At 69.8% G+C, this 12,165-nt stretch carries 10 protein-coding genes; 9 read left to right on the forward strand and 1 reads right to left on the reverse strand.

Annotated features, from left to right (window positions below; genetic code table 11):
• Positions 1–63: 63 nt before the first annotated feature.
• Complete coding sequence (map, locus tag R2B38_RS34380; protein WP_318019703.1) at positions 64–834, reverse strand: type I methionyl aminopeptidase; 771 nt, start codon at positions 832–834, stop codon at positions 64–66.
• Positions 835–866: 32 nt separating this feature from the next.
• Here map and R2B38_RS34385 point away from each other — a divergent pair, with 32 nt between their 5' ends.
• The 9 genes from R2B38_RS34385 to R2B38_RS34425 all read left to right on the forward strand — a co-directional run bounded on the left by R2B38_RS34385 (position 867) and on the right by R2B38_RS34425 (position 12,149).
• Positions 867–1,118, forward strand: coding sequence for a helix-turn-helix domain-containing protein (locus R2B38_RS34385; protein WP_019062010.1), 252 nt, complete (start codon positions 867–869; stop codon positions 1,116–1,118).
• Between the two features lie 215 nt (positions 1,119–1,333).
• Positions 1,334–2,941: a hypothetical protein gene (locus tag R2B38_RS34390; RefSeq protein WP_318019704.1), complete on the forward strand. Its 1,608-nt coding sequence runs from the start codon at positions 1,334–1,336 to the stop codon at positions 2,939–2,941.
• Between the two features lie 263 nt (positions 2,942–3,204).
• Positions 3,205–4,047, forward strand: a complete 843-nt coding sequence (locus tag R2B38_RS34395) for a nitrilase-related carbon-nitrogen hydrolase (protein ID WP_318019705.1) — start codon at positions 3,205–3,207, stop codon at positions 4,045–4,047.
• A complete protein-coding gene (locus tag R2B38_RS34400) occupies positions 4,044–5,330 on the forward strand; it encodes an aspartate aminotransferase family protein (protein ID WP_318019706.1) in 1,287 nt (428 codons plus the stop codon). Before R2B38_RS34395 ends, R2B38_RS34400 begins: the two co-directional genes overlap by 4 nt.
• A gap of 41 nt (positions 5,331–5,371) precedes the next feature.
• Complete coding sequence (locus tag R2B38_RS34405; protein WP_318019707.1) at positions 5,372–6,934, forward strand: PucR family transcriptional regulator; 1,563 nt, start codon at positions 5,372–5,374, stop codon at positions 6,932–6,934.
• A 155-nt stretch (positions 6,935–7,089) separates the two neighbouring features.
• Positions 7,090–7,932 carry a nitrilase-related carbon-nitrogen hydrolase gene (locus tag R2B38_RS34410; RefSeq protein WP_318019708.1) on the forward strand — a complete coding sequence of 281 codons (843 nt, stop codon included), beginning with the start codon at positions 7,090–7,092 and terminating at the stop codon, positions 7,930–7,932.
• 99 nt (positions 7,933–8,031) lie between these two features.
• Positions 8,032–9,435: a dihydropyrimidinase gene (gene hydA / locus R2B38_RS34415; protein WP_318019709.1), complete on the forward strand. Its 1,404-nt coding sequence runs from the start codon at positions 8,032–8,034 to the stop codon at positions 9,433–9,435.
• Positions 9,436–9,446: 11 nt separating this feature from the next.
• Complete coding sequence (locus R2B38_RS34420; RefSeq protein WP_318019710.1) at positions 9,447–10,466, forward strand: TIGR03842 family LLM class F420-dependent oxidoreductase; 1,020 nt, start codon at positions 9,447–9,449, stop codon at positions 10,464–10,466.
• A gap of 126 nt (positions 10,467–10,592) precedes the next feature.
• The gene (locus R2B38_RS34425; RefSeq protein ID WP_318019711.1) at positions 10,593–12,149 is read left to right on the forward strand and encodes an NCS1 family nucleobase:cation symporter-1; all 1,557 of its coding nucleotides are present in this window, start codon (positions 10,593–10,595) and stop codon (positions 12,147–12,149) included.
• Positions 12,150–12,165 lie beyond the last annotated feature (16 nt).

The following is a 12,165-nucleotide window of genomic DNA, read 5'->3' on the forward strand; positions in this document are numbered from 1 at the left end:
GGTCGCGCCCACTCGGCGGAGCCGCACATCGACACAGCGCCGCGCCCCTCAACGGCGCTCCTCTTACCGGCGCTCAGTAAGCACCCTGGGGCCCGCCTCCGTGATCGCCACCGTGTGTTCCACGTGGGCCGCTCTTGAGCCGTCGTTCGTCTTGAGGGTCCAGCCGTCCTTGGCCGCGTGGTAGTCGTCGCGGCCGCTGGCGATCAGCATGGGCTCGATCGCGATGACCATGCCGTGGCGCAGGGGGAGGCCGCGGCCGGGGCGGCCCTCGTTCGGGACTCCCGGGTCCTCGTGCATCTGGCGGCCGATGCCGTGGCCGCCGAAGTCCTCCATGATGCCGTAGCCCGCCGTGCGGCAGACCGTGCCGATCGCGTGGGCGATGTCGCCGATGCGGTTGCCGACTACGGCCGCCTCGATGCCCGCCGCGAGGGCGCGCTCGGCGGTGTCGATCAGGCGGACGTCGGCGGGGCGCGGCTCGCCGACGATGAAGCTGATCGCCGAGTCGCCGGCCCAGCCGCCCAGCTTGGCACCGAAGTCGATCGAGACCAGGTCGGCGTCGCGCAGGCGGTAGCCGTCCGGGATGCCGTGCACGATCGCGTCGTTCACGGAGGCACAGATGACCGCGGGGAACGCGGTGGGCGCGAAGGCGGGGCGGTAGCCGAGGAAGGGCGAACCCGCGCCGGCCGCGCGCAGCACGTCGTGCGCCACCTCGTCCAGTTCCAGCAGGGATACGCCCACGTCGGCGGCCTCCCGCACGGCCGTGAGGGCGCGGGCCACGACCTGGCCCGCCTCGTACATCGCATCGATAGACGTGTCCGTCTTCAGTTCCACCATGCCAATTACTATACCGGTATTAGAATGACGGCATGGTACGCACCCCTCTCACCCCCGAAGAGCGCGAACGCGGCGAACGGCTCGGCCGGCTGCTCCGCGAGGCCCGCGGCGGCCGCAGCATGACGGACGTGGCGGCGCACGCGGGCATCTCCGCGGAGACCCTCCGCAAGATCGAGACAGGCCGGGCGCCGACGCCGGCCTTCTTCACCGTGTCCGCCCTCGCCGAGGCGCTCGGGCTCTCCATGGACGAACTCGTGGTCAGGTGCGCGCCGTTGGCGGCCTGAGGCGGAGAGTGTGACCGTGCTCTCTCCGGAGTTCGCTCGTCCTCCCCTTTCCCGTCCGGGAGTTGCCAGATCACCCATCAACCGGGCGGGCGCACAGTAGGGAGGCGTAGGCTCCGAGACCTCTGCGCCCGGCTCGAAAAGCTTCCGTAGCCGCGTCGTAACACAAATGGTGTTTTCTACGGATCGGAGCATTCCGGTCTGGCGGGAGTTGGGGCATGGCTGTGGATCAACTCCCCGGACAGGTGCGGGAGTTCGCGAACTATCTCGACGGATTGCTGGCGCGCCTGGACCAGGGCGGCGGCTGGTGCGGGGTGTTCTGGCAGCGCGATCCCGATGGCATGCAGGCCTGTCTCGGCGGGCGTGAAGTACCGCCCTGGGACGTCGTGGAGGCGCTTCTCCAGGACCTCGCGGCGGAGTACGGCCACGGTGTCGCGAGCCAGGAGAGCGAGCGCGCTCGCGCCCTGCACGCCGCCGCGCTCGCCGCGTTCGACGCCCGGCCCGGCAGCCGGGACGCGCTGAGCGACCGGCTCGACGTGATGCTCCGTGAGCAGAAGTACGCGGCCGAGACACAGGCGAAGCTGGGGCGGTTGCTCAGCACCGCCACCACTCAGGAAGCGGCCGACGCCCTCCGCCTCGATCTCGCCTGGGCTCGTGACGACCACGATCGCGCGACCGCCCGCTGCGCCGAACTCCGCGCCCGCATAGAGCAGTTGGACAACTACGCCCACATCCAAGGCAGTCAGGCCATCCACCGTGACCGGCACGGCAACGTGTTCCGCGTCGACGACACCTTCCAGGACCAGAACAGCGCCGCGTACGACCGCGACCAGGCCTCGCACCGACTGCCCCGCCAGCGCGATGCCGAGCAGGTGCCGGTCACTGGCCCGCAGGGCGGATACGGCGGCTCCCACGGTGCCGACGGGCGGACCCCGGACGCCCGCCGCGGCTACGAGGAGTTCGAGCGCGCGAACCCCGGCTACGGCGACCCGGACCCTACGTGGGACGGCCTCGCGAGCCCCGACGCCGCCGCCCCCGCGACCGAGGTCCCCGACCAGGTTGACGCCGAGACCACGGCCCCCAGCCCCAAGCAGCGCAAGCGCCGCCGGGGCAGCGCCCGCTTCGCCGGCCTGGCCGAGGACGACGCCGCCACCACTGCGGCCCCGGGCCCCGCAGCCGTCGTACCGGAACTGCCCGCTCCCGCGCCCGCCGCGCGCCGGACCCCGCGCGGAGCCCGTTTCGCAGGGGCCGCGCGGCCGGTCGAGCGGGCGCAGCCGACGCGGGAGCCGTTGGACGCGGAGGCGCGGCAGAGCACCGTGGAGGCCGTGCGGCGGCTCGTGGGGCTGCGGCGCGAGGGCCGGAGCGGCGAGGCGCACGCGCTGCTCGTGGAGGCCGCGTACTGGCCTGCCGCGCGCTTCCCGCTGCTCGCGGCCGAGCTGCAGCGCGCCGGGCTCGGCGCGGACTGGGCGACGCTGCTGTGGGAGGCCGCCTCGCTGCCCGCCGACCGGCTGGTCGGCGCGGCGGACGCGCTGGTCGCGGCGGGGCGTACGGCGGACGGCGAGCAGATCCTGCGGCAGGGCGTGGCCCGTCCCGCGGGGGAGATCGGCGAGGCCGTGCTCGCGCTGGCCGCGGAGGGGCGCCGCCGGGAGATCCGTGCGCTGCTCGACGCGTACGTCAGGGTCCGCACCCCCGAAGAAGCCGCCCGTAGTGTTGCCGCCGACCCGCAGCAGCTGGTTCCGCTGCTGGTGGAGGCCTCGAAGGGTGTCTCGGACGCATGTCACTGGGATCTGGTGCATGCGCTGCGGGTAGCGGGCTTCAGCGCGTGAGCGCTCCGCTGGGTAAGCGGTTGGGTACGTGGGTTTTCGGCTGCGGGTGCGTGGGGGCTGGGCGCGCAGTTCCCCGCGCCCCTTACGGGGCACCGGACCCGGCTACCCGGCGCAGCGGGGCGTCCACCGGAGGGTGAAACAGGATCGACTCCGCGGGTTAACGGCGATGGTCTTGGCAAGGCTCCTCCGGAGGCTTACGTTCATCCCTCTACGGCCTTGTCTACGGGCGTAGAGGCTCTGGCGTCCCGTCGAAGGAGCAGCTCATGGCCAACGTCGTACGCGCCGCTCTGGTCCAGGCCACCTGGACCGGCGACACCGAGTCCATGGTGGCGAAACACGAGGAACACGCCCGCGAGGCGGCCCGCCAGGGCGCGCAGATCATCGGGTTCCAGGAGGTGTTCAACGCCCCCTATTTCTGTCAGGTCCAGGAACCCGAGCACTACAGCTGGGCCGAGCCGGTGCCCGACGGGCCGACCGTGCGTCGTATGCAACAGCTCGCGCGCGAGACCGGCATGGTGATCGTCGTCCCGGTCTTCGAGATCGAGCAGGACGGCTTCTACTACAACACCGCGGCCGTGATCGACGCCGACGGCACCTTCCTCGGCAAGTACCGCAAACACCACATCCCGCAGGTCAAGGGCTTCTGGGAGAAGTACTACTTCAAGCCGGGCAACGCGGGCTGGCCCGTCTTCGACACCGCCGTCGGCAGGGTGGGTGTCTATATCTGCTACGACCGGCACTTCCCCGAGGGCTGGCGCCAACTCGGACTCAACGGCGCACAGTTGGTCTACAACCCGTCCGCCACCTCGCGCGGCCTCTCCGCCTACCTCTGGCAGCTGGAGCAGCCGGCCGCCGCTGTCGCCAACGAGTACTTCATCGCCGCGATCAACCGTGTGGGACAGGAGGAGTACGGGGACAACGACTTTTACGGGACGTCGTACTTCGTCAACCCGCGAGGCCAGTTCGTCGGCGAGGTCGCCAGCGACAAGGACGAGGAACTCGTCGTCCGCGACCTGGACTTCGGGCTGATCGAGGAAGTACGCCAGCAGTGGGCGTTCTACCGCGACCGGCGTCCCGACGCCTACGAAGGGTTGGTGCAGCCGTGACCAAGGACCTGCTGGGACGCCACCGGGACGTACTCCCCGACTGGCTGGCCCTGTACTACCAGGACCCGTTGGAGATCACGCACGGAGAGGGCCGGCACGTCTGGGACGCCGAGGGCAACAAGTACCTCGACTTCTTCGGCGGCATCCTCACCACGATGACCGCGCACGCGCTCCCCGAGGTCACCAAGGCGGTGAGCGAGCAGGCCGGGCGGATCATCCACTCGTCCACGCTCTACCTCAACCGGCCGATGGTCGAACTCGCCGAGCGTGTCGCCCAGTTGTCCGGCATCCCGGACGCCCGCGTCTTCTTCACCACCTCGGGCACCGAGGCCAACGACACCGCCCTGATGCTGGCGACGTCGTACCGCAAGAGCAACCAGATCCTGGCCATGCGCAACAGCTACCACGGCCGTTCCTTCAGCTCGGTCGGCATCACCGGCAACCGGGGCTGGTCCCCGACCTCGCTGTCCCCGCTCCAGACGCTGTACGTCCACGGAGGTGTGCGGACACGCGGTCCCTACGCCGACCTGAACGACGCCGAGTTCATCGCGGCCTGCGTGGACGACCTCAAGGACCTGCTCGGTCATGTCCGGCCGCCCGCCGCTCTCATCGCCGAACCCGTCCAGGGCGTCGGCGGGTTCACCTCCCCGCCCGACGGCCTGTACGCCGCCTTCCGCGAAGTCCTCGCCGAGCGCGGGGTGTTGTGGATCGCCGACGAGGTGCAGACCGGCTGGGGCCGCACCGGCGACCACTTCTGGGGCTGGCAGGCACACGCGGAGAACGGTCCGCCGGACATCCTCACCTTCGCCAAGGGGATCGGCAACGGCATGTCCATCGGCGGTGTCGTCGCCCGCGCCGAGATCATGAACTGCCTTGACTCCAACAGCATTTCGACCTTCGGCGGCACCCAGATCACCATGGCCGCCGGCCTCGCCAACCTCACCTATCTGCTGGAGCACGACCTCCAGGGCAACGCCCGCCGCGTCGGCGGCCTCCTCATCGAGCGGCTGCGTGCCGTCGCCGCCCAGCATCCCGGCGTACGGGAGGTACGCGGGCGCGGGCTGATGATCGGCATCGAACTGGTCAAACCCGGCACCGACGAGGCCGACCCGGACGCGGCGTCCGCCGTACTCGAAGCGGCCCGTGAGGGCGGCCTGTTGATCGGCAAGGGCGGCGGACACAACACCAGCGCCCTGCGCATCGCCCCGCCCCTGTCCCTGACCGTCGCGGAGGCCGAGGAGGGCGCCACGATCCTCGAACGGGCGCTGAGGAGCACGCAGTAGCAGTAGCAGTAGCAGTACGAACAAAAAAAGGGAACATCGCTATGGCCACCATCCTGGACCCCCTGGAGCCCGCGCTGTCGGTGCGCCAGGTCCTCGGCCTGGAACGGGTCCTCGCCGGGGAACCCGAGGTGGTGGCCGGTGCGAGCCAACTCGACCGGCCCGTGCGGTGGGTGCATGTCGCCGAGGCCGCCGACGTCGGCGTGATGCTCACCGGCGGCGAGATGGTCCTCACCACCGGCGTGCTCCTCGCCGGGGACGAGGGCGCGCAGGCCGAGTACATCCAGTCCCTGCACCGCGCGGAGGCGTCCGCCGTGGTGCTGGGGCTCGGTCGGGCGTTCCCCGCGCCGCCGGACGTCATGCGCCGCGCGGCCGAGCGGTGCGGGCTGCCCATGGTGGTGCTCCACCGGCCGTTCCCCTTCGCCGAGTTGACGGAGGAGGTCCAATCCCGGCTGGTACGGCGGAAGTTCGCCGCCGTGAGCCTCTCCGAGGCCGTACGGACCGCGCTCACCGGACTCATCACCGGCGGCGCCCCGTTGCAGAGCCTGCTCGACGAGGTCGCCGCGCACAGCGCCTGCCCGGTCGTCGTCACCAACCTCGCGCACCGCGTCCTCGCCACGGCGGGGGAGCGGTCGGCGGTGGACGACGTGCTGCGCGACTGGGAGCGCATCTCCCGGCAGGCGGGCGGCAGCGAGGGTGACGGCTGGATCCGCGCCGAGCTGGGCGGGCGAGGGGAGCGGTGGGGTCAGATCATGCTCTGCGGCTACCGCGGCGACACCGCCACCGGCCGCCTTCTCTCCGACCGTGCCGCCGAGGCTCTCGTCCTGCACCGCATGCTCGGCGGCTCCGCCCACACCTGGGAGGAACAGTCCGCGCAGAGCCTGCTGACCGACCTGGCGAGCGGCGTCGTACCGGCCCGCCAACTCCTGCCCCGCGCCCGCGCGGCCGGACTCCCCGTCAACCGGCGCACCTTCGTCCCGATGGTCGTGCGGGATGGTGACACAGCCCAACTCGACCGAGTTCTACGGCTGTTGGGGCTCCCTGGCCTCGTAGCCGAGCTGGCCGAAGGCGTCACCGCGGTCCTCCTCAGCCTGCCCCGCGACCAGGACGCGGACGCCCTCGCCGCGCACTTCGCGAGTCGGCTGCGCACCGAGTCGGGGGCGTTGAAGGCGGTGGTGGCCGCCGCCGGGCAGCGCACCGTCTGGGACGACGTGCCCGCAGGGCTGCGCGAGGCACAGCACGTCGCCGACGCCGTGGCCGACTCCAGCGACGCCCTCGAACTCCCCGCCGTCGTACGCCTCAAGGACGTCCATCTGCGCGGCCTGATCCGGCTGTTGAGGGACGACCCGCAGGTGCAGTCCTTCGCCGAACGGGAGTTGGACGGCCTGCTCTGCGCGGCCGACGAGGACCTCCTCGCCGTCCTGCGCACCTACCTGGCCACCGGCCGCAACAAGTCGCGCACCGCGCAGCTCCACCACGTCTCACGGCCCGCGCTGTACCGCCGGCTGGAGGCGATAGAGGGGCGGCTCGGAGTGGACCTCGACGACTTCGAGCAGGCGGCATCGGTGCACATCGCGCTCCTCGCGCACGACGCGCAACAGGGGTGAAACATGGGACTACCTGGGAAAACGGCGGTGAAACATGCGCCCACGACAGGGTGACACCGTGGAACGCCGCGCGCCCGCAGACGTGACACCGTGCACCTCAAAGACGACATCCGGACTTCTTAGGCTCCTCGCACACCTAGCGACCGGAGGTCCCGATGAGCACAGTGATTCGTGCCGCTCTCTTCCAGACAGCCTGGACGGGCGACAAGGAGTCCATGATCCAGGTACACGAGCAGGCGGTCCGCGACGCGGCCACGCAGGGTGCTCAAGTCCTGTGCTTCCAGGAGCTGTTCTACGGACCGTACTTCTGCCAGGTCCAGGACAAGGCGTTCTACGAGTACGCCGAGGCGATCCCGGACGGCCCGATCGTCAAGCGCTTCCAGGCGCTCGCCAAGGAGCACGGCATCGTCCTGGTCCTGCCGATGTACGAGGAGGAGCAGCCCGGCGTCCTCTACAACACGGCCGCCGTGATCGACGCGGACGGCTCCTACCTGGGCAAGTACCGCAAGCACCACATCCCCCAAGTCCCCGGATTCTGGGAGAAGTTCTACTTCCGCCCGGGCAACAGCGGCTGGCCCATCTTCGACACCAAGGTCGGCAAGATCGGCGTCTACATCTGCTACGACCGGCACTTCCCGGAGGGCTGGCGTGCGCTGGGCCTCGCGGGCGCGGAGATCGTCTTCAACCCGTCGGCGACCTCGCGCGGCCTGTCGGCCTACCTGTGGCAGCTGGAGCAGCCGGCCGCCGCTGCCGCCAACGAGTACTTCGTCGGTGCCATCAACCGTGTCGGCGTAGAGGAGTTGGGCGACAACGACTTCTACGGCACGACGTACTTCGTGGACCCGGAGGCCCAGTTCGTCGGCGAGGTGGCCAGCGACAAGGAGCCCGAACTCGTCGTCCGCGACCTGGACTTGGCGAAACTCCGCGAGGTCCGCGACCGCTGGCAGTTCTACCGCGACCGCCGCCCGGACGCGTACGGACCGTTGACCGCACCGTAAACACGCAGGGCCCCAGCGCCCCTTCTTTTAGGGGCGCGGGGAACTGCGCGACCAGCCCCCACCGACCCGCACTCGACCACAACCCAGCGGAGTCAATCGATGAGCACCCGTACCGTAATCCGCGGCGGCCTAGTAATCACCGCGTCCGACGAACTCCACGCCGACGTCCTGATCGAGGACGGCCGAATCGCCGCCCTCGCCACCTCCGGCACCACCATCGCCGAGGGCTGGACCGCCGACCGGGTCATCGACGCCACCGGCAAGTACGTCATCCCGGGCGGTGTCGACGCCCACACCCACATGGAGATGCCGTTCGGCGGCACGAAGGCGGCCGACACCTTCGAGACCGGCACCCGGGCCGCCGCCTGGGGCGGTACGACGACCATCGTCGACTTCGCGATCCAGAGCGTCGGCGGAGCCCTCCGCGAGGGCCTCGACGCCTGGCATGCCAAGGCCGAGGGCAACTGCGCCATCGACTACGGCTTCCACATGATCGTCTCCGACGTCAACGAGGACACCCTCAAGGAGATGGACCTGCTGGTGCAGGAGGGCGTCACCTCCTTCAAGCAGTTCATGGCCTACCCGGGCGTCTTCTACAGCGACGACGGCCAGATCCTCCGCGCCATGCAACGCGCCGCCGACAATGGCGGGTTGATCATGATGCACGCCGAGAACGGCATCGCGATCGACGTCCTCGTCGAGCAGGCGCTGGCCCGCGGCGAGCGGGACCCCCGCTACCACGGCGAGGTCCGCAAGGCCCTCCTCGAAGCCGAGGCCACCCACCGCGCGATCAAGCTCGCGCAGGTCGCCGGCGCCCCGCTCTACGTCGTGCACGTCTCCGCGATGGAGGCGGTCGCCGAGCTGGCCAAGGCGCGCGACGAGGGCCTGCCCGTCTTCGGCGAGACCTGTCCGCAGTACCTGTTCCTGTCGACGGACAACCTCGCCGAGCCGGACTTCGAGGGCGCGAAGTACGTGTGCAGCACGCCCCTCCGTCCCAAGGAGCACCAGGCCAAGCTCTGGCAGGGCCTGCGCACCAACGACCTCCAGGTGGTCTCCACCGACCACTGCCCCTTCTGCTTCGTGGGCCAGAAGGAGCTGGGACGCGGGGACTTCTCGAAGATCCCGAACGGCATGCCGGGCGTCGAGAACCGCATGGACCTGCTCCACCAGGGCGTCGTCGACGGCCACATCAGCCGCCGCCGCTGGATCGAGATCGCCTGCGCCTCCCCGGCGCGGATGTTCGGCCTCTACCCGAAGAAGGGCACCATCGCCCCGGGCGCCGACGCCGACGTCGTCATCTACGACCCGCACGCCGAGCAGACCGTCTCCGCCGAGACGCACCACATGAACGTCGACTACTCGGCCTACGAGGGCAAGCGCCTCACCGGCCGCGTCGAGACCGTCCTCTCGCGCGGCGAACTCGTCATCACCGAGCGGGAGTACACCGGGCACGCGGGCCACGGCGTGTACACCCCGCGCTCCACCAGTCAGTACCTCAACTAGGAGTGGCGCACATGGACTTCGGACTCGTCCTGCAGACCGACCCGCCGGCCTCGCGGGTCATCAGCCTGATGAAGCGCGCCGAGCGCAACGGCTTCACGTACGGCTGGACCTTCGACTCCGCCGTGCTGTGGCAGGAGCCGTTCGTGATCTACAGTCAGATCCTGGCCAACACCACGAAGTTGACGGTCGGCCCGATGGTCACCAACCCGGGCACCCGCACCTGGGAGGTCACCGCCTCCACCTTCGCCACCCTGAACGACATGTTCGGCAACCGCACGGTCTGCGGCATCGGCCGCGGCGACTCCGCGATGCGGGTGGCGGGCCGGACTCCCAACACCCTGGCCCGGATCAGCGAGGCCATGAAGGTCATCAGGGCGCTCGGCTCCGGCCAGGAGGCGGACCTCGGCGGCACGGTCATCAAGTTCCCCTGGGCGAAGGAAGATGCCCAACTCCCGGTCTGGATGGCCGCGTACGGCCCCAAGGCCCTGAAGATGACCGGCGAGGAGGCCGACGGCTTCATCCTCCAGCTCTCGGACCTCTACCTCACCGAGTACATGGTCAAGGCGGTGAAGGACGCGGCCGTGGCGGCCGGGCGTGACCCGTCCGAGGTCAAGATCTGCGTCGCCGCCCCGGCCTACGTCACCGAGGACGACTCGCCCGAGGCACTCGCCCACGCCCGCGACCAGTGCCGCTGGTTCGGCGGCATGGTCGGCAACCACGTCGCCGACCTCGTCTCCAAGTACGGCGAGCACTCCGCCGCCGTACCCGAGGAACTCACGGACTACATCAAGGCCCGTGAGGGGTACGACTACTCGCACCACGGTCGCTCCGACAACCCCGACACCGCCTTCGTGCCCGACGAGATCGTCGACCGGTTCTGCGTCATCGGATCGGCCGAGAAGCAGATCGAGAAGCTCAACGCCCTGAAGGAGTTGGGCGTCGACCAGTTCGCCGTCTACGACATGCACGACGCGCAGGAAGCCACGATCGACGCCTACGGGTCGAAGGTGATCCCGGCCGTCAACGGCTGACGCCACCACGTACCGCTCAACTCCCCGTCCCCCCACTCCAGTTCTCCCCCTCCCTCACCGTCCTGGGGGAGGGGGGCCGGAGCCCCGCACGGCCTCTCCGGACCCACCTCATCGATTGGCCTGCCCATGACCGACACCGCTCCCGCGGCCATACCGCCGACCGCTCAAGTCACCCTCGCCGACGGGCGGGTGGAGCTCTCCCCGGGGTCTCCGCTGCCCAGCGGTCCGTACGCCAACGACGATCTGCTGCCGGTTCCCGTCGAGAAGCGCACCTGGACCACGTACAACTTCTCCGCGCTGTGGGTCGGCATGGCCCACAACACGGCTTCCTGGACGCTCGCTTCGGGTCTCATCGCCGTCGGGATGGACTGGAAGCAGGCGGTGTTCACCATCGCCCTGGCCAACCTGATCGTGCTCGTGCCGATGCTGCTCACCGGGCACGCGGGACCGAAGTACGGCATCCCCTTCCCGGTCTTCGCGCGTGCCTCGTTCGGGGTGCGCGGCGCCAACCTCCCTGCCGTAGTGCGGGCGTTGGTGGCCTGCGGGTGGTTCGGCATCCAGACCTGGATCGGCGGTGAGGCGATCTTCTTCCTCGCCGGCAAGCTGATCGGGGACAGTTGGGCGAACGCCTCGCACATCGGCGGGTACGCCTGGACGATGTGGCTGTCGTTCGCGCTGTTCTGGGTGCTCCAAGTGGCCATCATTTACCGGGGGATGGAGACGATCCGCCGCTTCGAGAACTGGGCGGCGCCCTTCGTGCTCGTCGGCGCGTTCGTGATGCTGTGGTGGATGAGCGACAAGGCCGGCGGCTTCGGCCCGCTCTTCGACCAGCCCTCGAAGCTGGGCTGGGGCGGCAGCTTCTGGAAGCTGTTCTGGCCCTCGCTCATGGGCATGATCGGCTTCTGGTCCACGCTGTCCCTGAACATCCCGGACTTCACCCGCTACGGCAAGAGCCAGAAGGCCCAGACGTGGGGCCAGGCGCTCGGCCTGCCGACCACCATGACCCTGTTCGCGTTCCTGTCGGTGATGGTCACCTCCGGCTCGCAGGCGGTCTACGGCACGGCGATCTGGGACCCGGTGCAGCTCGCGGCGAAGACGGACAACGTCGTGGGCCTCCTGTACGAGTTGGTGACCGTGCTGGTGGCGACCCTGTCCGTGAACATCGCGGCCAACCTGGTCTCGCCCGCCTTCGACTTCTCCAACATCGCGCCCCGGAAGATCAGTTTCCGCACCGGCGCCCTCGTGACCAGCGTCCTCGCGGTGCTGATCTTCCCGTGGAAGCTGTACTCCGACCCGCAGGGCTACATCTTCACCTGGCTCGGTCTGGTCGGCGGTCTGCTCGGCACGGTCGCCGGTATCCTCATCGCCGACTACTGGATCCTGCGCCGCGGCAAGCTCGACCTCGCCGACCTGTACCGCAAGGGCGGCCGCTACTGGTACGACGGCGGCTGGAACTGGCGGGCCGTCGTCGCCTTCGTGGTGGGTGGCGTCCTCGCCGTCGGCGGCGCCGACTTCCACCCGCTGATCGACGGCCGGCCCATCCCGGCCCTGTCCTCGCTCGCCGACTACAGCTGGGCCGTGGGCCTGGGCACGTCGATGGTGCTCTACGTAGTGCTCACTTTGCTGACCGGGAAGCAGACGGATCCGGTGACGGAAGCGGCGCCGGAGCCCGTCGAGGCGTAGAACCTCTGTACTTGGG

It is taken from the genome of Streptomyces sp. N50 (assembly GCF_033335955.1).
Lineage (GTDB): Bacteria > Actinomycetota > Actinomycetes > Streptomycetales > Streptomycetaceae > Streptomyces.